Raw genomic sequence first — 18,943 nt, forward strand, 5'->3', positions numbered from 1 at the left:
GAAACCTGATGGATGTCCCGCCGCCCGAAACCGGCAGAGACATGGGCCGGCATGTTTCGCCCGACGCCTCCAAAAAGGAGCCTGGCGCCATACACCCCGGAGGACGCTGACACAAGCGGAGTCTCGGACCGGCCTCGCCCCCCTCACCTGGAGACTGGTGTTGCTTTGCGTTGGCGCGCATAGGCCACGCAGGCGTCCACGGTGCTGACGCATAGCGCGTCACGGCTGTTCGGCAAGTTATTGTCGCCGGCATAGGCCACCTCTGCGACGTGGCCGTTGAGCATGCGTATTTGCGTATTGCAATAGCCGCCGGGGGCGACGTTGACCGACCCTCCGACCGCGGGAATCGCGCCCACGGCCATCGTCGGCACCGCGATGCTGAGATTGCCGCGTTGCACGGTGCGCTGGTAGGTCCAAATCTGACCGGAAGGCCCCGTGTCGGCCGTCGCGGTCGGAAAGCCGGCGCACATGCGGACATCGGCCTCGCTGAGACCGACCATCTCCTTGCGGGCAGCGGCCGTGGTGGCGTCGACCTTGGCGATGCTCGACGTATCGTCGGGGATGACGCAGGACGACAGGGTGGAGATGCCTGCCGCAACAAAGGCAAGTTTTCGAATATGCAAGGATGTCATGCCTTCGGTCGGAGTTGTGTGCCGCCCCAGCGCCCTCCTGCCTACCTAGGCAATCGGCCAAACGCGTCAACCCGCGGAATGCCGACGCCTTCCGCGCCGATGCGCTCATACCACCCGGAAGTAGCTCGTCATGCCGGTCTTCTGGTGCTCGATGATGTGGCAATGCAGCAGCCAGTCGCCGGGATTGTCGGCGACGAAGCCGAGCTGCACCTTCTCGTCGGGCTGGATGAGATAGGTGTCGGAGACCAGCGGCTGCACTGCCCTGGTCGAGGACGACAGCACCTTGAAGCTCATTCCGTGCAAATGGATCGGGTGCGCGTGCGGGGTGAGGTTCTCCATGTCGATGATGTAGCTCTGGCCGAGCTTCAGTTCGGCGAGCGGCGCGGTCGGGTCCGGCGTGTCGCCCGGCCACGGCACCTTGTTGATCGCCCAGAAACTGTAGCCGAGCGAGCCGCAAATGCCGTCGGCCGCGACGTTTTCAGCCGTAGCGCTCAGCGCCAGCGGAATACGCTTGGCGCTTGTCAGGTCTACCTCCGCCACCGGGTTCGCTTCGAGCCGGCCGAGATCGCGCAGATCGTGCTTCAGCGATCTGCCGACCGAACGCAGCGTCGCTAGGATTTTCGGCTTGGTGCCCCTGACGTCGCGCAGGCTGACGATCGCGCCCTCCTCGTCGGGCATGCGGATGGCAAGCTCCAGCCGCTGGCCAGGCCCCAGCTGCAAGGCATCCGGCGTAAAACGCTGCGGCACCGGATTGCCGTCGAGCGCGATGACCGTCGCCTCGGCGCCGTCGACGCGGAAGGCATAGATGTGGGTGACGTCGGTGATGGCCGCGCGCAGCCGCACCAGCCCGCCGGCCGGCGCATCGAATTGCGGCTGGCCCTGCCAATTGGCGGTGCGCACCGTGCCGAAGGTGCCGGCCTTGGCCGCGTCGCGCGGCCGGAACGGCTCGATGAACTGGCCGTCGTCGCCAAGCCGCCAGTCGCGCAGGTTGACGACCATCTCGACGTCGAAGACCGGGTCCTTCGGATTCTCGACCACGATCACCCCGGTCAGGCCGTGGCCCATCTGGATCAGCGTGTTGCAATGCGGGTGGTACCAGAAGGTGCCGGCGTCGGGCGGCGTGAATTCATAGTCGAAATGATCGCCCTGATAAACATAGGGCTGCACAAGGAACGGCACGCCGTCCATCTTGTTGGGAACGCGGATGCCATGCCAGTGGATGGTCGTCGGCTCGTCGATGCCGTTGATCAAGCGCGCGGCAAACGGCTCGCCCTTTCTCATCCTGACGACCGGCGGCATGCCGGCCTCGCCGTAGGTCAGCACATTCTTCGTCGGCGCGCCGTCCATCAGCTGCGCCTCGATGGTGGCGGTTTTCAGGATCAGCGGGGCCGACTTGGCGGCTGCAAAGCCGGCCAATCTGCCGATAGTCGCGGCGCCGATGCCGGCCAGGCCTGCGGCAGCTGTGGTTTTGAGAAAGGCGCGGCGCGTGAATATCGTCATATGGTTTCCGTCGGCAGGATGCCTCGGCCGTTGGAATTGAGCTGAACCAGTGAGCCGCCTACCACCATCCGGCGCGCCGGCCTAGTCGCGCAGGCTGAAGACGAAGGGCGCGGTGCGGGTGACGCGGGCGCCGAGCTCCGCCGGCGGCGCCGGCACCGAGGCGCCCTGCAATGCGCCGAGCGCCGCGCGGTCGAGATCGCCATCGCCCGAGGATTGCGCCAGCCGGGCCGAGACCACCCTGCCGGAGGTGTCGACCGTGAAGGTGACGCTCGGCGTCCCCTCGGCCCGCCTGGAGCGCGCCGCGCTCGGATAGCGGGTGTGCCGCCTGATCCACGCCGCCAGGCTCGAATTCCAGCGCGACAGGCCGACGATGGAGCGCGGCGCCGCATTCGAGGACTGCGGTGCTGCCGCCTTCGCCGCCGCCTTGGCGTCGATGCTGGCGGTGGTCGTCGCCTTTGGCGGTGGCGCCTTTTCCTTTTTCACCCGTTCTTTCGGCTTCTCGACCGGTTTTTTCTCGGCCTTCTTCCTGGCTTCGACCGGTCTCTGCGCCTTCATCTCCGCTTCCGCAGGTTTCGGTACCGGCAGCGGAATGACGACGTCCGGCGCGATCGCCTCGACAAGGTCGGGCACGACCTCGTCCAGCGGCGGCTGCTCGTTCAGCGCAGCAACGGCCTGTTCCGCGGGAGCGGCCTGTTTGGCCTCCTGCGTGTCGTCGGTACCGAGGGGCTGTTCAGCGACGGGCTCGGTCCGCTCGGCCACCGGCGCCGGGTCGATCACCGATTTCGCGTCGATGGGCTTTTCCGTCTCCTCCGCCGCATCGGGCGGCTCCGGTGTCACCGTGTCCGGCATTGCCGTCTCTTCCGGCACGGCGGGGGCGATCGCCAGCGGCGCCATCTCGACCGCCAGCGCCGGCGGCGGACCGCCATCCTGCATCTCGGCGAAGCTCAGATTCTGCACCGCATAGGCAACCGCCACATGCGCGGCCAGAATGATTGCGGCGGCGCTCGTCCACAGGCCGGCCTCACGCGCGCCGAAACGCGGCTGCGAAATGCGGGAAAGCGCGGTGACCGTCATGGCGCTGAACCGTCACCCGGAGCCGACGCCGAGTTTACACCAGTTGCCGGAGCTCCAGACTCGGCCGGTCCGCCAGCACTGCCCGACGTAGTTTCGAGCCCCACCAGCGCGACCTTGAGATAGCCGGCGCTACGCAGCAGGTTCATCACCTCCATCAGGTCGCCATAGCCGACCGTCCTGTCGGCGCGCAGGAAGATGCGGGTCTGCTTGTCCCCCTTGGTGCGGCTGTCGAGCACAGCGGCAAAGGCCGGGCGGGGCAGGCTGTCATTGCCGACCGCGAGCGTCAGATCGCTTTTCAGCGTAAGGAACAGCGGTGTCTCGGGCCGCGGCGCCGGCGTAGCCGTCGATCCGGGCAGGTCGACATTGACGTCGACCGTGGCGAGAGGTGCAGCGACCATGAAGATGATCAGGAGCACCAGGATGACGTCGATGAACGGCGTGACATTGATGTCGTGGCTTTCCTCGAGATCGTCGCCGGACGTCTCGCGAATGCGTGCCGCCATCGCCGTTACTCCGCCGCGATCGCCGTTGCCGGCGGCACGGTGCGGAAATCGAGGTCGCGGCTGACCAGCCGCTCGACGCCGGCGGAAGCGTCGGCGAGGATCTGCCTGTAGCCGGCTATCGAGCGCGCGAAGACGTTGTAGATGACGACTGCCGGAATGGCCGCGACGAGGCCCATGGCGGTGGCAAGCAACGCCTCGGCGATGCCGGGCGCTACGACGGCGAGGTTGGTGGTCTGCGCCTGCGAGATGCCGATAAAGGCGTTCATAATGCCCCAGACGGTGCCGAACAGGCCGACGAAGGGCGCCGTCGAGCCGATGGTGGCGAGCAGGCCGGTACCGCGCGACATGCGCCGCGCCGCCGCCGCCTCGATGCGCGCAAGCCTGGAGGCGACGCGTTCCTTCAGGCCGTCGCCGGAGGCATGATCGAGCGCGCCGGCCGACAGCGCCCGTTCCTCTTCCGCCGCCCGCACCAGCAGCGCACCCGGGCCGCCGCTGCGGCCAAGCTCCCGGCCGGCCTGCATCAGCGTCGCGGCGTTGCCGATCGCATCGGCGGCGCGACGGGCCCTCAGCTTGCCGGCGAAGACCTCCAGCGACTTGGCGAGCCAGATCGTCCAGGTGACGAGAGAAGCGAAGGCCAGCCCGACCATGACCGCCTTCACGACGATGTCGGCATTCATGAACATGCCCCAGGGCGACAGGTCATGCGGCAGCGTCAGCGAGATGGAAGGCTCTTCGCTCGTGGTGCCGTTCGCAGCCGGCCGAATGCCTGGAGCGACCGACGTGGCGGCGGGCGCCTGCGCCGGGGGCGTCTGCAGGGTTGGAGCGGCCGGCGCCTGCTCGACCGGCGCAGGCGATCGTCCCTGCGCCGCGGCGACACCAGCCGAAAGAATGAGCGACGCGGCCAGCGCCGCCAAGAGGCTGTTTCGGGACAAGGCTCGTCCTCGCTTCATCATTGCAATGCGGCGGCCGCCATACAGACAGGCGCAGGGCGAGCCGTGCCGGTTGACTATGAAACATGAGTTTGCGAGTCAACTATAAAGATGACTATGCTGCTCCACAATTCATAATGTGCCTATGCCCGCCTGAGCACGCTGCGGGCCTGGACCGCAAGACGGTTGCCGGGCACGATGCGCATGGAGCAAGAAGAGCAGGCGCCGATGATCAAGGCGATATCCTTCGACTTTCCCTATGACGGCAGGCTGGAGCCGCAGCATACGGCGCTGCTGGCGATAGACCTGCAGGAGGATTTCCTGTCGCCGACCGGCTACTTCGCCAGGAAGGGCTACGATCCGTCGCCGCTGCGAGCCATCCTGCCGGCGGTCAACCGGCTGATTGCCGCGGCCCGAGCCGCCGGCCTCACCATCATCCACACCAGGCAAGGCTACCGCGCCGACATGGCCGACATGACGCCTTACGAAAGATGGCGACGCAAGCGGTCAGGGCTCGACGGCACCGATGTCCTGCTGCGCTCCGGCCCGGGTTTCCAGATCGTTCCCGACATCGAGGTGGCGCCTGGAGACATCATCATCGACAAGACCTGCAACAGCGCCTTCACCCACACGGATCTCGAGCTCATTCTGCGGGCGCGCGGCATCACGCATCTGATGTTCGCCGGCTGCACGACGGATGTGTGCGTGCACACCACGTTGCGCGAGGCCTGCGACCGCAACTTCCAGTGCCTGACGATTTCGGACGCTTGCGCCAGCGGCGACCAATATGCGCATGAAGCCGCGCTGCATATGGTGACCGTTGAGGACGGCGTCTTCGGCGCGCTGGCGGACTCGGCGGCCGTCATCAGCGCGCTATCACGGCTCGCGAGCGTGGCGAGCTGAGGATTTCGGGATCGCGCGGATCGCCGGGTTCCGGCCAGCCGATATCCTTGCGGATGTCGAGTGGCAGCAGATAAAGCGTCCGCGCTGCCCGATAGCGTGCACGGGTCGCGGTGTATTCGGCCGCGATGCGAGCGATGGATGACAGGATCGACATTTGCTTCTCCCTTGGTTGATGCCGGGATGGCAACCCGGCACTCACCAAGACGAAACGGGGATGGCTTTTGGAACGGCGAGGATAAATTTTTCTGAACTCACGGGCGCGGCGGCCGCTCGACAGGTCAATGGCAGCGTCCGAATCGCGAACTTGATTGATTGCCGAAAAACTTTTGCATGTACCGTTCCGTTTTCGGTTCGGAGTTCGTCTTGAGGGTCGTAACGGGTGCGAGAGCCAAGCCGGCCTCCGCCGTCAGGACAAACGGAGCCAAGCCATGTCGACCACAGTGACCTTGATCAACGTCTTCACCGCCAAGCCGGGCAAGCAGCAGGAACTCGCCAACATGCTTGCCGAGGGCACGAGGAGTTTCTTCAGCAAGCAGCCTGGCTCGCTGTCGTCATCCGTGGTCGTCGGCGGCGACGGCAGCAAGGTGGCCAACATCTCGCAATGGCGTTCGGCGGACGACATCGCGGCCTTCCGCGGCGATCCCCGCTTCGGCGAGTACATGAAGAGCATCGTCGAGCTCGCCTCCGGCGAGACCATGATGGGCCACACGACTTATTCCCATACGGGCGGGGTGGAGAACTGAAGCAATTCCAGGAAAAGTGTGAAACGGTTGGGTTCGGCGCCTTCGCCGACCTTCTGTCCGGAATTGCGTCAAACAAAGAGGTAGAGCACGCGTGACCGGTTCGCACGATCAGTCCGTTGCGGCGACCGAAACCAGGCTTCGCGCCTTCGAGCGCGATGCCGCCTTGCTGAGAGCCAAGCTGCACCGCTACGCGTCGCGCATGGTTGGATCGGTCATCGATGGCGAAGACATTGTCCAGGAGGCTTTTGCAAAAAGCTTCGTGGCGATCAGGAATGGCGACATGCCCGACAAGACCGAGCCTTGGTTGTTTCGCATCGCGCATAACGCCGCCCTCGATTTCCTGCGCAAGCGGGCCCGCTTGCGGGGGCGCGAAAGCGAAGTCGAGCTCGACACGATCGCCGACCAGAACTCGGCGCTGGATGCCCGAATTGCCGCCGAGGCGAGCCTGGCCGAACTGATGCAACTGCCGCCGGCGCAACGATGCACGGTCGTGCTGAAGGATGTGCTTGGACACAGCTTGGAAGAGATCGGCGAAATCCTCGAAACTTCCGAGACCGCGATCAAGGGCGCGCTGCAGCGGGGTCGCGAGAGCCTGCGCAAGCTGGCGGCCGCGCCGCGCATCGCGCCGCCCCGCCCGGCGCTCGACCAACACGACATGCGGCGCCTCGGCGATTATGTGGCCGCCTTCAACGCCAGGGACTTCGATACCTTGCGCGGCCTGCTGGCCGAGGACGTCAAGCTGGAGCTGGTCAACCGCCTGCGAGCCGACGGCAAGGAATATGTCGGCAATTATTTCGGCCGCTATGCCGACGAGACGCATTGGCATTTCACGGCCGGCCTCGTCGAAGGCCGGCCCGCTATCCTGGTCACCAGCCCGGAGCGTCCGGACGGACCGCCGCGCTATTTCATCCTCATCGATTGGGAGAACGGCCGGATCGCCGGCATCCGCGACTTCCTGTTCGCGGATTATGTGATGGACGGCCTGGACTATTCCGACGCGGAGCGACCTTAGTCTAGGACGCGCAGTGTTGCGCAAAAGGGTGCGAGGCTAACGCACCCGGCTGCGGACCTTCGGCCTCGCGGCGCGCCAGTGAATTCGCGACCAGCGCGATCGTCTCGCGCCCGATGCGGGCGATCTCGCCCAGGCGGTCGATGCCGCCGATCATGAATTCCTCGACGCCCAGCGCCGCATAGGGCAACAGCGCCAAGGCGAGCCGCGCCGGCGGCCCGGCAATCTCGACCGCCTTGTGATCCGAGGCGCCCGTCCAGCCGTCCGGGCGGATGCGCACCGGAAGCGCGAAGCGCAGCCTGCCGCCGCGGCCGTGCTCGGCGGCGGCGCTGCGCGCGCGCTCCATCAATTGCCTCACCTCGTCGGGCGAACCGGCGGCCAGCTCGAAGACATCGGCATGCTTGCCGGCGACCTTCAGCGCGGTGCCCGACTGACCGCCGAGCCGGATGACGAGATCGGCGCCGTGCGGACCCTTGCGCGGCACGAAGCCGCCGCGCACGCTGTAGAAGGCGCCCTCATGGTCGAAGGGCCTGTCGTTCGACCACAGGCGCTTCAGCAGCACCAGATATTCGTCGATGCGCTGCCACACGACGCTGTGGCCGACCGGCCGCGCCTCGGCATCGCTGTCTTCAAGCGGCTCGCTCAGCATGCGAAGCGACAGACGCCCGCCGCCTCTGCGGTCGAGCGCCGCGAGCTGCTTGGCCGCTACCGTCGGCTCGATAACGCCGGCCCAATGCGTCAGCACCACCTCCAGCGAGCCGGTGCGGTCGAGCGTCTGCGCGGCGATATCCATGTTGGCAAGCAGTCCGGCCGGATCGTCCACCACCAGCTTGCGAAAGCCGGAATCCTCGATCAGCGACAATTTGGTCGCCGTCTCGGCGAAATCGTAAAAGAAGCTGCCATTGGCAGGCTTGCCTGGAACATGCGTGAACTCGATCGGCATTGCCATCTCCTCCATCACGTTGGTCGCCCCGCCCCGAACCCCCGAGTCAAATCCATCTCGTCGGCGCGCGACAGCGCGCCGGCCTTCTTCAGCTCCGATTACTCAACTCAGATTTTTTGGACGGCGGGGCCTTTGGTTTTACGCAATTCCGGACGGAAAACAGATCGCACTTTCCTGGAATTGCTCTGGCCCCGGCTCAGTCATGGGATGATCCCGAAAACGACGGCGCCGGTGAACACGAAGGCAAGCGCAAAGACGAGATAGGCGAACGTGCCGCCATAGGCGGGCCTCCAGCTCTGGTCGGCGGCAAGCCTCTGGCCTTTGCGTTGGGCGTTCTGAATGTAGGACATGGTCGATCCTCCGTCGCGACCGTTAATCTATAAAACTAGTAGACTTTGTCGATTGTTATTTTTGGGCGGTTTCTGGAACAAATTTTTGGGGAGGATGCAATCTGTGGTTTTTCATTCTCGCACGGTAGCGGCATACCCGGTTCCAGGTTCTTCGTTCCAGAACGGCCAGGCGCTCGACGGAGTGGGGGTCGACCCTTGGCGCGTGCAAGGAGATTCGTGCGCCGAGTGGCCCTTTCGCTTGTGGCGGTTGCGATGTGGTTCCCCCACTCCGTCGCTGCTTCGCAGCGCCACCTCTCCTCCCTCCGGAGGGACAGGAAAGGGCGCCGCCCCCTAACGCTCCTCCCGTCGGAACGGCTTCAGCAGCGCCGAAGGCGCGACCGCGTTGCGCGACATGAAGGCCATGGCGACGATGGTGAAGATGAAGGGCAGCATCAGGAAGGCTTCATAGGGGATGTGGCCGAGGCCGCTCGCCTGCATCCTGAGCTGCAGCGCGTCGACGAAGGCAAAAAGCAGCGCCGCGCCCGCCGAGCGCCAGGGATCCCAGCGGCCGAACACGACCAGCGCGATCGCCACCCAGCCGCGCCCGGATACGACGCCAAAGGTAAAGGCGTTGAACTGCGCCATGGTGAGGAAGGCGCCGGCAAGGCCCATCAGCGCGCCGCCGAGGATCACCGCCTGGAAGCGCGTGGCAATCACGCTGACGCCGGCCGAGTCCGCCGCGCGCGGATTCTCGCCGATCATGCGCACCGACAGCCCCCATGGCGTGCGGTAGAGCACGAAGGCGGCGAGCGGGATGGCGATGATCGCCAGATAAACCAGCGTGAACTGGCTGAACACCGCCGGGCCGAGGATCGGGATGTCCGAAAGCAGCGGGATCGGCACCGGCTTGAAGCCGTCGATGCTCGGCGGCACCGATTGCTGGCCGAAGATCAGCCGGTAGAGGAAATAGGCAAGGCCGGATGAGAACAGCGTCACGCCGATGCCGCAGACATGCTGGCTGAGGCCCAGTGCCACGGTGAACAGCGCATGCAGCGCGCCCATCAGCGCCCCGACCAGCACGGCCACCAGTACGCCCAGCCACAGATTGCCGCTAAGGCTCGCCGCGGTGAATCCGGCCATCGCCGACAGCAGCATGATGCCTTCTATGCCGAGATTGAGCACGCCGGCGCGCTCGGAAAACATTTCGCCAAGCGTGGCGAAAGCAAGCGGCGTGGCGATGCGGATGATGGCGGCGAGGAAGCCGACCTGGAAGATCTGCTCGAACACCACGCTCATGCTGGCGCTCCCACGCGGCGGATGCGGTAGGCGGTGAAAAGCAGCGCCACCAGCATGGCCAGCAGCGCCGTGCCCTGGATGACATCGCTTAAGAAAGCCGGCACGCCGGTCGCCCGCGACATCGCCTCGGCGCCGGTCATGACGGCGGCCAGGAAGATCGCCGCCGGTACCACGCCGAGCGGGTTGAGCCTGGCGAGCATGGCGACGACGATGCCGGAATAGCCGTAGCCCGGCGAGATGTCGCTCATCACCTGGAAGTGGACGCCGCCTACCTCGCCGACGCCGGCGAGACCGGCCAGCGCGCCGGAGAGCAGCGCGGTGGAAAGCAGCACGCGCTGCACGTTGATGCCGCCATAGCGGGCGGCTTCCGGGTTCTCGCCGGTGACGCGGATCCTAAAGCCGAGCGTGGTGCGCGCGATCAGGAACCAGCAAAGGGGTGCTGCGATCAGCGCCACGACGACGCCGAGATGCAGCCTTGTGCCTTCGATCAGCACCGGGAAATTGGCCGAGTCCTCGATCGGCGGCGAGATCGGGTAGCCGGAGAAGGTGTCCTTCCACGGCCCTTCGATCAGCGCCATCAGCGCGTAATAGATGACCGAGTTGAGCAGCAGCGAGCTGACCACATCGTCGACCTTGAATTTGACGCGCAATGTCGCCGGCACCAACGCGACGAGAGCGCCCGCAGCCGCGCCGACAAGGGCCATCAGCAGCATAGCGAGATAGCCCGGCATCGGGATGGCGCCGACAAAGCAGCTTGCCACCGCGCCAGCGAGCAGCTGGCCCTCGGCGCCGATGTTCCAGAATTTGGCGCGGAAGGCGATTGCCACCGCAAGGCCGGTGAAGATCATCGGGGCGGCCCGCACCAGCGTCTCGGTGATGGCGTAGCTGTCGCCGAGGGATGCAGACAGCATCACGCCATAGGCCTCGACGACGCCGGCGCCTGCAATCGCGATCAGGCCGCTGCACAGGATCAGTGTGGCGGCGATGGCGACCAGCGGCAGCGCGAGGTTGAACCAGGCGGGCGTCGACGTGCGGGCTTCGAGGCGGAACATCAGGCGTGCCCCTCCGCGCCGGTCATCATCAGGCCGAGCCTTGCGACGGTGGCATCCGCGCTGGGAAGCGTGCCCGCGATGCGGCCCTCATACATCACGGCTATGCGGTCCGAGAGCATCAGCAATTCCTCGAGGTCCTCGCCGATGACGATGATGCCGCAGCCCTTGGCGCGCATGGCGAGGAATTTCTCGTGGATGAAGCGGGCAGCGCCGATGTCGAGGCCGCGCGTCGGCTGCGAGACGATCAGCACCTTGGGGTCGAAGGCGAGCTCGCGCGCAAGAAGCGCCTTCTGCAGATTGCCGCCGGACAACGCTCCGGCGCGCACCATCGGTCCGGGGCAGCGTATGTCATAGGCCTTGATCTGTTGCTCGGCGAAGGCGCGGATGGCGGCCGGGTTGAGCAGGCCCTTGCGGCTGAAGACCTCGGTGCCGATACGCGGCAGCACCATGGAATCGGCTAAAGGCAGGTTTGTGACGAGGCCGGTGGTCATCCGGTCTTCCGGGATGCGGCCGAGGCCGAGCGTCTGCAATTCACGCGGCGAAAATTGCGCAACCGCTTTGCCGGCTATCGTCATCGCTCCGGCCTTGGGCGGCAGCATGCCGGAAATGACATCGGCCAGCGCGCGCTGGCCGTTGCCGGAAACGCCGGCGATGCCGAGGATCTCGCCCGCACGGACGAAAAGCGAGACCTCGCGCAGAGGCGTGCCGGCATGAGCGGAAGTGGATATGCCGTCGAGCGTCAGCACGGAAGCGCCGGGCGTCGAAGCCTGCTTGACCGGCGGGACGATTTCGTGGCCGCACATCAGCTTGGCCATTTCCGCCGACGTGGTGCTTGCCGGATGGTCGACGCGGCCGGCGACCTTGCCGTGGCGCAGGACGACGCAGCGATGGGTGAGGGCCCGCACTTCGTTGAGCTTGTGCGAGATGAAGATGATGCCGAGCCCTTGCGCCGCCATCGAGCGCAGGGCGGCGAACAGGCCGTCCACTTCGCTCGGCGCCAGCACCGCCGTCGGCTCATCGAGGATCAAAAGCCTGGCGCCGCGAAACAGCGCCTTGATGATTTCCAGCCGCTGCTGCTCGCCGACCGACAACGCCGAGACCGGCAGGTTCGGGTCGAGGCTCAAGCCATATTGCCGGCTGATTTCGTCCAGGCGGGCAAGCCCGCGAGCACGGTCGATGCGGCCGGACTTGCCGGCAATGCCGATCAAAAGGTTCTCCAGCACCGTGAGGCGCGGCGCGAGGTGAAAATGTTGGTGCACCATCCCGATGCCGGCGGCCAGGGCGTCGGCGGAGTTGTGGATGGCAACGGGCCTGCCCTCGACCAGGATCTCGCCGGCGTCCGGCGCATAGGCGCCGAACAGCACGTTCATCAGCGTCGTCTTGCCGGCGCCGTTCTCACCGAGCAGGCCGAGAATCTCGCCGGGCGCGACGCTAAGGTCGACGGCCTCGTTCGCCTTGACGGCGCCGAAGCTCTTGGTGATGCCGCGCATTTCGATGAGTGGGGCGGACAAGGGTGCTCCTGACTTGCGATCCGGCCAATCGCGGAGGGCAGCGCTGCACCCCCCTCTGGCCTGCCGGCCATCTCCCCCCCCCCAAGGGGGGAGATCAGATGTCACGGCGGCCTTGCCAACTTTCAACGTTGAAAGCATCGAACACCGTCGACGGAACTGCCAATCTCCCCCCTTGAGGGGGAGATGTCCGGCAGGACAGAGAGGGGGGCCTCGCGCCGCCCCTGGCGTCAATCCGAAACCGGCGTGTTCTCGTCGACGTCGACGCGGAAATTGCCTTCGAGGATCTCGGCCTTCTTCTTCTCGACCAGGTCCTTGACGTCCGCCGGCAGCGTCTTGTCGAACTTGTGGTAGGGCGCCAGATAGGAGCCGCCCTTGGCCATGCGCGAGAAATCGCCATAGTCCTGCGCGGTGAAGACGCCGGCCTTGACCAGCTTGATCGCCTGCTCGACCGTTGGGTACATGTCCCACACCGGGCCGGTGATGACCGTATCCGGCCCGAGGCTGGACTGGTCGGACATGTTGGAGATGGCAAAAATCTTCTTCTCGACCGCAGCCTCGATGACACCGAACCGCTCGGCATAGATGACATCGACGCCGGCATCGATCTGCGCCACGGCCGCTTCCTTGGCCTTGGGCGGATCGAAGAAAGAGCCGATGAAGGCAACCTTCTTCTTGATGTTCGGGTTGACCTCCTTGGCGCCGGCGAAGAAAGCGTTGACCAGCCGATTCACTTCCGGGATGCCCATCGCCGCGACGGCGCCCACCGTGCCCGATTTCGACATCTTTCCGGCGATCATGCCGGAGAGATAGGCGGGCTCGTGAATCCAGTTGTCGAAGACACCGAAATTGGGCTCGGCCGGACCGGCGCCGGAGCCGAACAGCCACGCGGTCTTTGGGAATTGTTTGGCCGTGCGGCGCGACTCGCGCTCGGCGGCGAAGGCGTCGCCCAGCACCAGCTGGTACCCCCCTTGAGCATATTCGCGCATCACGCGGCTGAAGTCGGCGGTCTGCACCTTTTCCGACCATTTGTATTCGATGCCCAGCTCCTTCTCGGCCTTCTGCAGGGCGACATGGATCTGGTTGTCCCACGGCTCCTCGATCGGCGTGGCGAAGATCGCCGCCACCTTCAGCTTCTTGTCCTTGGCGAAGGCCGCGCCGGGCAGTGCAGCCGCCGCTAGGCCGAGCGCGCCGAGTTCCAGCACGTTGCGCCGCGACAGGCCGGCGCGTTGCGTTTTGCTACGTTCGTTTTCCATTGAAGTGCCCCTCTGTTCGACAGCCGTGTCGAGCCGGCCGTTCCAAGAATGTCAGACGCCCAGGACTATGGAACGGCGCCTGAGATTTGTCCACATGGTCAAATTTGGGTGTTGTCGCCTCCGCGTTCGTCATCCACGGGCGGAGCAAGGAGCGTAGCGACGCAGCGCAGACCCGAGGATCCATGCCGCGACGTCTGAGCGCGGCGACGGTGCAGAATAATCGACGGCTGTGCCATCGCTCGTTCTGCACCGTTGCATTCTTTGTCTGATGGAACGGCATGGATTCCAGGGTCTACGCTTCGCTTCACCCTGGAATGACGAAGTTATGGGGCGCCGCCCGCACCTTCCCACGATCCCGTCTCGGCAAACCGCCTCAACGCCGGCGCCGGCTCGAATATCGGCCGGCCGGTCTGCCGGTGCCAGTGCTCCAGCCGCTTGACGATCTTCGCCGCACCTTCAAGCCCGGCCCAGAACATCGGCCCGCCCTTGCCGATCGGGAAGCCGTAGCCATTGACCCAGACGACGTCGATATCGGACGCGCGCGCGGCGATGCATTCCTCGAGTATCTTCGCACCCTCGTTGACCAAGGGATAAAGCGTGCGTTCGAGAATCTCCTCGGCGCCGATCTCGCGCCGCGCAATTCCAAGCTCCGCCGCCTTCGCCCGGATCAGCGCCTCGACTTCCGGATCGGCAATCGTCTCACGCGAGCCGGTCTCGTAACGATACCAGCCGCGCCCGGTCTTCTGGCCGAAATGTCCCTCTTCGCACAGCGCATCGGCGATCACAGCCTTCTGGCCGCGGGCCTTGCGGTTGCGCCAGCCGATATCGAGGCCGGCGAGGTCGCCCATCTGGAACGGCCCCATCGGCCAGCCGTAATCTGTGAAGGCCCCATCGACCTGGCTTGGCGTCGCGCCTTCCAGCAACAGCGCCTCGTTTTCGGCGCCCCGCGCCGACAGCATGCGGTTGCCGACGAAACCGTGGCAGACGCCGACGACGACCGCGATCTTTCCGATGCGCCGGGCGAGATCGGCGACCGTCGCCAGCACTTCTGGCGCGGTCTTCTCGGCGCGCACGATCTCCAGGAGCTTCATGACGTTTGCCGGCGAAAAGAAATGCATGCCGAGCACGTCTTGCGGCCGCGACGTAGAGGCGGCGATTTCGTTCACGTCGAGATAGGAGGTGTTGGTGGCGAGGATGGCGCCGGGCCTGGCGACCGCATCGAGCCTGCCGAACACGTCCTTCTTCACCGCCATGTCCTCGAACACGGCCTCGATGATCAAGTCGCAATCGACGAGATCGGCGTAGTCGGTGCTGCCCTTGAATAGGCCGAGCCGCTGCTGCTTGGCCTCTTCCGTCAACGAGCCGCGGCTGACGGAGACGGCATAGTTCTTCTCGATCGTCGCCAGGCCGCGCCGCAGCGCTTCCTCGCTGGTCTCGAGCAAAGTCACCGGGAGACCGCCGTTGGCAAAGGCCATGGCGATGCCGCCGCCCATCGTGCCGGCGCCGATGATGCCGACGCGTTCGATCCGGCGCTTCTGCAGATCCTTACCCGGCATCTTCGCCGCCTCGCGCTCGGCAAAGAACAAATGCCGCTGCGCGCGCGACTGGTCGCCGGAAACGAGTTTTTGGAAAAGCTCCCGCTCGGCCGCGAGCGCTGCGTCGAACGGCAAGGTGATCGCGTTACGCACGGCTTCGGCGCAGGCAAGCGGCGCGTCCAGTCCGCGGGCTTTCTTGGCCAGATCGGCGGCTTGGCGGTCGAAGGCACCGAGGTCGGTTCCGGCAAGGCGGTCGTTGCGGTCACGCACCGGCACGAACGGTCCGCCTCGATAAACCATTTCGCGGGCGAAACGAACCGCCTCTGCCAACAGATCGGTCTCGACAACCGCATCGGCAAGACCGACGGCCTTCGCCTCGCCGGCCGAGATCGGGCTGCCCGAGACGATCATGCCGAGCGCTTTTGCGGCGCCGACCAGGCGTGGCAAACGTACGGTCCCGCCGCCACCCGGCAACAGGCCGAGCTTTACCTCCGGCAGGCCGAGCTTGGCGCCGGCGTCCGCGACGCGAAAATGGCAACCCAACGCCAGTTCCAGCCCACCGCCGAGCGCCGTGCCATGGATGGCGGCCACCGTCGGCTTGGCGATGGTTTCCAGCAAGGCAACGATGGCGCGCAGTTCCGGTTGCTGGACCGGCTTGCCGAATTCAGTGATGTCGGCACCGGCGACAAAGGTGCGGCCGGCGCAGGCGATGACGATCGCGCTCGCGGCGGGATCGTCGCGCAAAGCGGTGAGCACCTCGTAAAGCGGCTTGCGGACATGAAAGCTCAGCGCATTGACCGGCGGGTTGTCGATGGTGACCACCGCCACGCCGTTCTCGTTCGTGACGCTGACAGAGCTGGACAAGCGGAACCTCCCGAGACCGGCTGCAACCGCGCAAGGGTTTACTAGGCAGCGAGGTGAATGGGAACCCGATCCGGCCCTGGCCCAATTGTTGGCGAGGCCCGGTCAGTTGTCCACGCGGCCGAAGGGCGGCACGTCGCCGATCACCTCGCGCTTGTCCTTGCCGCAGGCGAAGGTCTTTGCCTTGTCGTCGGCGAGCTTGCGCGCCTGGTCGTTGGCCTGCGGGTTGCCAGTGGCTAATACCAGGCCGATCGTGCAGCCTTGCTGCTCTTCCGGTTGCGCGACCTTGGCGACGACCAGCACCTCGGTCGATTTCTTTTCGTCCTCAGGGTTGCTGACGGAGCGGCGGTGGATGGCGGCGAAGGGGATTGCGACGTCGCCATTGGTCTCGATGCGCCATTCCACCTTCGGTCCGGAGCCGTTGAAGGCGGTGAAGCTCTCCCAGACCGCGGTCATGTCGTCGGACGGAAAGCCGTAATAGACGGATTCCCGCGCGTCGTCGTAGCTGATCAGCACCGGGTAGCCGCGGTAGCCGGAGCAGACGAGGCTCGCCCAGTCGCCGTCGCCTTCCGCGGCCTGCGCATAGGTCACGCAGTCCTTCTTCGAGTCGAGCTCGGTATAGGCGCTGGAGATGTCGCCGGCCTGGGCCGCCTGGCAGAAACCGGCGAGGGCAAGCGGGACCAGAAGAGCGCGCATCGCTGGCAACTCCGTTCGAGCTGCCCGAGCGTAACGTCAATCGCTATTTCTTCAAGCTGGCTTCGATCAAGAGATCGGCGTTGCGGGCAACCGCCGCCGCCGGTCCGCCAACGCCAAACAGCTGGCCGCTGATATAAGCGCCCTCGATGAGCAGCAGCAGTCCGTCGCCCAGCGTGTCGGGATCGGCGGCGCCCATTGCGGCGGCCATAGCGCGCAGGCGGCGGCGCAATTCGACCTTGTTATTCTCGCTCACCACCCGCGCGGGATGGCCGCGCTCGGGATATTCCACCGCAGCGTTGGTCATGCCGCAGCCGCGATAGTCCGGCTTTTGCGTGCGTTTGCCTACGCGGGTCAGGAAGGCGATGATCTGGGCGCGCGGATCGCCCGGATGCGCGTCGACCGCTTCGTCGAAGCGTTCCCAGAATTCGAGGTCGTATTTGCGCAGATAGGAGGCGGCAAGCTCGTCCTTGGATGGGAAGCTGCGGTACAGGCTCGGCTTTGTGACGCCGGCGCGCTTGACGATCTCGTCGACGCCGATCGCCCTGATGCCTTCGCGATAAAAGAGGTCGCGCGCCACGTCCAGGATCTTGTCCGCCGCCCTCGGAGCAGGGGGCTCGCTGATCGACGCTTCAATTTTATTGTCGGATGGCATTCAAACAACTCGCTTGACAATGTTACTGACCGGTACGTATGTATGGCTTCACTCCATTGCAACGTACCGGTCAGTAACATGATAATCCAGTCCCGTCCGTTTGGCCAGCGCTACGCATTCGTCGTTGTTGCCGTCATTTTCCTGTGCCTGCTGATCGCGGCCGGGCTCCGTTCGGCGCCCTCGGTGATGATGGTGCCACTGGAGAAAAGCTTCGGCTGGCATCGCGACGTAACGTCCTGGGCCGCCAGCGTCGGCATCCTGCTCTACGGCCTGACCGGTCCGTTCGCCGCCGCGCTGATGGAGCGCATCGGGTTGCGCCGCACGCTGCTCGGCTCGCTGCTAGTGATGTCGGGATCGACCGCGCTCAGCCTGTTCATGACTGAGCCATGGCATCTTTTCATCACCTGGGGCGTGTTTTCTGGCATCGGTTCGGGCGCAGTGGCGAGCGTGCTCGGCGCCACCATCGTCAACCGCTGGTTCAAGACCAATCGCGGCCTGATGATGGGGCTGATGTCGGCCTCCAGCGCCACCGGCATGCTGGTTTTCCTGCCGCTCATCGCCTCGCTGGCGCAGAGCGGCGGCTGGAAGCCGGTGGCGATTGCCGTGGCGCTGGCCACCGCCGCGCTGATACCCTTCGTCTTGCTGCTGGTGCCGGAGCGCCCCGCTTCGATCGGCCAGGTTCGTTACGGCGCCGATGCCGACGACGTGCCGCCGGTGTCGCCGGCATCGCAGGGCAATTTCCTGGCGCACACGCTGAACACGCTGCGCCGCGCGGCGGGCACGCGGGTGTTCTGGTATCTGTTCGCCACCTTCTTCGTCTGCGGCTTCACGACCAATGGACTCGTCGGCACGCATCTCATCGCCTTCTGCGGCGATATGGGCATCGGCGAGGTGCAGGCAGCCGGGCTGTTGTCGATGATGGGCATTTTCGACCTGATCGGTACGACGTTGTCCGGCTGGCTCACCGACCGTTTCGATCCGCGCAAGCTGCTCGGCGTCTATTACGCGGTGCGCGGTCTGTCGCTGATCTACCTGCCCTATTCCGGCTTCTCGGCTACCAGCCTGGTCATCTTCGCCGTGCTCTACGGGCTCGACTGGATCGCCACCGTGCCGCCGACGCTCAGGCTCGCCAACGAAGCCTTCGGCGATCGCAGCGGACCGATCGTGTTCGGCTGGATCGTCGCCGGCCACCAGGTGGGCGCCGCCGCGGCCGCGGCCTTCGGCGGCACGATGCGCGAGCTGCAGGGCAATTACGAGCTGGCCTTCCTGATCGCGGGGATGACCGGCATCGCGGCGGCTTGTATCTCGCTGTTGATCAACACGAGCAGGCCGGCCTTCGGGCCGGAGCCGCAGGCGGCTTAGGCGCGACTTTCCCTTCTCCCCTTGTGGGAGAAGGTGGCCGCGAAGCGGCCGGATGAGGGGTGCTCCAGGGAACACCGACGCCTCACTCCGCTGGAACACCCCTCATCCGTCTCGGCGCTTGCGCGCCGATCCACCTTCTCCCACAAGAAGGGGAGAAGGA

18 protein-coding genes and 1 pseudogene are annotated in these 18,943 nt (G+C 65.6%); 4 read left to right on the top strand and 15 right to left on the bottom strand.

The features are described from left to right. Positions 1-143 precede the first annotated feature (143 nt). The 5 genes from LB529_RS21185 to exbB form a co-directional block, all read right to left on the bottom strand. Positions 144-632, bottom strand: coding sequence for a hypothetical protein (locus LB529_RS21185; protein ID WP_140841915.1), 489 nt, complete (start codon positions 630-632; stop codon positions 144-146). A 105-nt stretch (positions 633-737) separates the two neighbouring features. Further along, the gene (locus tag LB529_RS21190; protein ID WP_224712232.1) at positions 738-2,132 is read right to left on the bottom strand and encodes a multicopper oxidase family protein; all 1,395 of its coding nucleotides are present in this window, start codon (positions 2,130-2,132) and stop codon (positions 738-740) included. An 81-nt stretch (positions 2,133-2,213) separates the two neighbouring features. Continuing rightward, positions 2,214-3,206, bottom strand: coding sequence for an energy transducer TonB (locus tag LB529_RS21195; RefSeq protein WP_224712233.1), 993 nt, complete (start codon positions 3,204-3,206; stop codon positions 2,214-2,216). Further along, positions 3,203-3,709: a TonB system transport protein ExbD gene (gene exbD / locus LB529_RS21200; protein WP_224712234.1), complete on the bottom strand. Its 507-nt coding sequence runs from the start codon at positions 3,707-3,709 to the stop codon at positions 3,203-3,205. Before exbD ends, LB529_RS21195 begins: the two co-directional genes overlap by 4 nt. A gap of 5 nt (positions 3,710-3,714) precedes the next feature. Further along, the gene (gene exbB, locus LB529_RS21205; RefSeq protein ID WP_224712235.1) at positions 3,715-4,641 is read right to left on the bottom strand and encodes a tonB-system energizer ExbB; all 927 of its coding nucleotides are present in this window, start codon (positions 4,639-4,641) and stop codon (positions 3,715-3,717) included. Between the two features lie 225 nt (positions 4,642-4,866). Between exbB and LB529_RS21210 the strand changes: the two genes are divergently transcribed. Then, positions 4,867-5,541 carry a cysteine hydrolase family protein gene (locus LB529_RS21210; protein WP_224712236.1) on the top strand — a complete coding sequence of 225 codons (675 nt, stop codon included), beginning with the start codon at positions 4,867-4,869 and terminating at the stop codon, positions 5,539-5,541. Here the strand turns inward: LB529_RS21210 and LB529_RS21215 are convergent. Continuing rightward, on the bottom strand, positions 5,504-5,695 hold the full coding sequence (locus LB529_RS21215; protein ID WP_224611013.1) for a hypothetical protein: 192 nt from the start codon (positions 5,693-5,695) through the stop codon (positions 5,504-5,506). The two genes, LB529_RS21210 and LB529_RS21215, sit on opposite strands and share 38 nt — an antisense overlap. 274 nt (positions 5,696-5,969) lie before the next feature. Here LB529_RS21215 and LB529_RS21220 point away from each other — a divergent pair, with 274 nt between their 5' ends. Further along, complete coding sequence (locus tag LB529_RS21220) at positions 5,970-6,284, top strand: putative quinol monooxygenase (protein WP_224712237.1); 315 nt, start codon at positions 5,970-5,972, stop codon at positions 6,282-6,284. A 91-nt stretch (positions 6,285-6,375) separates the two neighbouring features. After that, positions 6,376-7,296: a sigma-70 family RNA polymerase sigma factor gene (locus tag LB529_RS21225; RefSeq protein ID WP_224712238.1), complete on the top strand. Its 921-nt coding sequence runs from the start codon at positions 6,376-6,378 to the stop codon at positions 7,294-7,296. Between the two features lies 1 nt (position 7,297). Here the strand turns inward: LB529_RS21225 and LB529_RS21230 are convergent, their stop codons facing one another. The 9 genes and pseudogenes from LB529_RS21230 to LB529_RS21270 all read right to left on the bottom strand — a co-directional run bounded on the left by LB529_RS21230 (position 7,298) and on the right by LB529_RS21270 (position 17,421). Continuing rightward, positions 7,298-8,236 (bottom strand): LLM class flavin-dependent oxidoreductase, encoded by a 939-nt coding sequence (locus LB529_RS21230; RefSeq protein ID WP_224712239.1) that lies wholly within the window; start codon positions 8,234-8,236, stop codon positions 7,298-7,300. A gap of 200 nt (positions 8,237-8,436) precedes the next feature. After that, positions 8,437-8,586: a hypothetical protein gene (locus LB529_RS21235; protein WP_140544253.1), complete on the bottom strand. Its 150-nt coding sequence runs from the start codon at positions 8,584-8,586 to the stop codon at positions 8,437-8,439. Positions 8,587-8,916: 330 nt separating this feature from the next. Beyond that, complete coding sequence (locus LB529_RS21240; RefSeq protein WP_224712240.1) at positions 8,917-9,861, bottom strand: ABC transporter permease; 945 nt, start codon at positions 9,859-9,861, stop codon at positions 8,917-8,919. Then, positions 9,858-10,913 carry an ABC transporter permease gene (locus tag LB529_RS21245; RefSeq protein WP_224531990.1) on the bottom strand — a complete coding sequence of 352 codons (1,056 nt, stop codon included), beginning with the start codon at positions 10,911-10,913 and terminating at the stop codon, positions 9,858-9,860. Before LB529_RS21245 ends, LB529_RS21240 begins: the two co-directional genes overlap by 4 nt. A gap of 239 nt (positions 10,914-11,152) precedes the next feature. Then, a pseudogene (locus tag LB529_RS21250) lies at positions 11,153-12,562 on the bottom strand (ABC transporter ATP-binding protein); the annotation flags it as partial. Between the two features lie 89 nt (positions 12,563-12,651). Further along, positions 12,652-13,677 carry a BMP family protein gene (locus tag LB529_RS21255; protein WP_224712242.1) on the bottom strand — a complete coding sequence of 342 codons (1,026 nt, stop codon included), beginning with the start codon at positions 13,675-13,677 and terminating at the stop codon, positions 12,652-12,654. Positions 13,678-14,000: 323 nt separating this feature from the next. Further along, positions 14,001-16,076, bottom strand: coding sequence for a 3-hydroxyacyl-CoA dehydrogenase NAD-binding domain-containing protein (locus tag LB529_RS21260; RefSeq protein ID WP_224712243.1), 2,076 nt, complete (start codon positions 16,074-16,076; stop codon positions 14,001-14,003). A 102-nt stretch (positions 16,077-16,178) separates the two neighbouring features. Then, positions 16,179-16,769, bottom strand: a complete 591-nt coding sequence (locus LB529_RS21265; protein ID WP_224712244.1) for a hypothetical protein — start codon at positions 16,767-16,769, stop codon at positions 16,179-16,181. 43 nt (positions 16,770-16,812) lie between these two features. Further along, positions 16,813-17,421: a TetR/AcrR family transcriptional regulator gene (locus tag LB529_RS21270; RefSeq protein WP_224712245.1), complete on the bottom strand. Its 609-nt coding sequence runs from the start codon at positions 17,419-17,421 to the stop codon at positions 16,813-16,815. A 78-nt stretch (positions 17,422-17,499) separates the two neighbouring features. Here LB529_RS21270 and LB529_RS21275 point away from each other — a divergent pair, with 78 nt between their 5' ends. Continuing rightward, entirely contained in the window at positions 17,500-18,783 is a 1,284-nt protein-coding gene (locus LB529_RS21275; RefSeq protein ID WP_224602035.1) for an MFS transporter, read from the top strand. Positions 18,784-18,943: the final 160 nt, after the last annotated feature.

Source organism: Mesorhizobium sp. CA5 (assembly GCF_020165105.1).
Lineage (GTDB): Bacteria > Pseudomonadota > Alphaproteobacteria > Rhizobiales > Rhizobiaceae > Mesorhizobium.

What these genes read in the sequence shown, in the direction of transcription:
- LB529_RS21185 (WP_140841915.1), bottom strand. Translation starts at nt 632, where the DNA reads ATGACATCCTTGCATATTCGAAAACTTGCCTTTGTTGCGGCAGGCATC.
- LB529_RS21190 (WP_224712232.1), bottom strand. Translation starts at nt 2,132, where the DNA reads ATGACGATATTCACGCGCCGCGCCTTTCTCAAAACCACAGCTGCCGCA.
- LB529_RS21195 (WP_224712233.1), bottom strand. Translation starts at nt 3,206, where the DNA reads ATGACGGTCACCGCGCTTTCCCGCATTTCGCAGCCGCGTTTCGGCGCG.
- exbD (WP_224712234.1), bottom strand. Translation starts at nt 3,709, where the DNA reads ATGGCGGCACGCATTCGCGAGACGTCCGGCGACGATCTCGAGGAAAGC.
- LB529_RS21210 (WP_224712236.1), top strand. Translation starts at nt 4,867, where the DNA reads ATGATCAAGGCGATATCCTTCGACTTTCCCTATGACGGCAGGCTGGAG.
- LB529_RS21215 (WP_224611013.1), bottom strand. Translation starts at nt 5,695, where the DNA reads ATGTCGATCCTGTCATCCATCGCTCGCATCGCGGCCGAATACACCGCG.
- LB529_RS21220 (WP_224712237.1), top strand. Translation starts at nt 5,970, where the DNA reads ATGTCGACCACAGTGACCTTGATCAACGTCTTCACCGCCAAGCCGGGC.
- LB529_RS21230 (WP_224712239.1), bottom strand. Translation starts at nt 8,236, where the DNA reads ATGCCGATCGAGTTCACGCATGTTCCAGGCAAGCCTGCCAATGGCAGC.
- LB529_RS21235 (WP_140544253.1), bottom strand. Translation starts at nt 8,586, where the DNA reads ATGTCCTACATTCAGAACGCCCAACGCAAAGGCCAGAGGCTTGCCGCC.
- LB529_RS21240 (WP_224712240.1), bottom strand. Translation starts at nt 9,861, where the DNA reads ATGAGCGTGGTGTTCGAGCAGATCTTCCAGGTCGGCTTCCTCGCCGCC.
- LB529_RS21245 (WP_224531990.1), bottom strand. Translation starts at nt 10,913, where the DNA reads ATGTTCCGCCTCGAAGCCCGCACGTCGACGCCCGCCTGGTTCAACCTC.
- LB529_RS21255 (WP_224712242.1), bottom strand. Translation starts at nt 13,677, where the DNA reads ATGGAAAACGAACGTAGCAAAACGCAACGCGCCGGCCTGTCGCGGCGC.
- LB529_RS21265 (WP_224712244.1), bottom strand. Translation starts at nt 16,769, where the DNA reads ATGCGCGCTCTTCTGGTCCCGCTTGCCCTCGCCGGTTTCTGCCAGGCG.
- LB529_RS21270 (WP_224712245.1), bottom strand. Translation starts at nt 17,421, where the DNA reads ATGCCATCCGACAATAAAATTGAAGCGTCGATCAGCGAGCCCCCTGCT.
- LB529_RS21275 (WP_224602035.1), top strand. Translation starts at nt 17,500, where the DNA reads ATGATAATCCAGTCCCGTCCGTTTGGCCAGCGCTACGCATTCGTCGTT.